Source organism: Heyndrickxia coagulans DSM 1 = ATCC 7050 (assembly GCF_000290615.1).
Lineage (GTDB): Bacteria > Bacillota > Bacilli > Bacillales > Bacillaceae_C > Weizmannia > Weizmannia coagulans.
Map to the genome: position 1 here is coordinate 1 of NZ_ALAS01000104.1, position 202 is coordinate 202.

Sequence of the window (202 nt, forward strand, 5' to 3'; positions counted from 1 at the left end):
TGCTTTACGCCCACTGACGGGCGTACAGGCTGCTTGAGTAGTTGAGACATCCTGATGGATTGTTTCAAGTTCCGTTGCTTTCTCTCGCTTCTTGAACGGTGTTTCAGATAGGCTTCTCTCAATGTCCCATTGAGTATGCCTTGTTTGATTTTCACCATGGCTTCTGCGCCAAGTTCACTCCAATGCATGCCCCTTTTTTTCA

Annotated in this window: 1 pseudogene; it reads right to left on the reverse strand. The window is 47.0% G+C overall.

Annotation, left to right across the window (positions count from 1 at the left end):
- A pseudogene (locus IC21_RS04940) lies at window positions 1–202 on the reverse strand (ISLre2 family transposase); the annotation flags it as partial.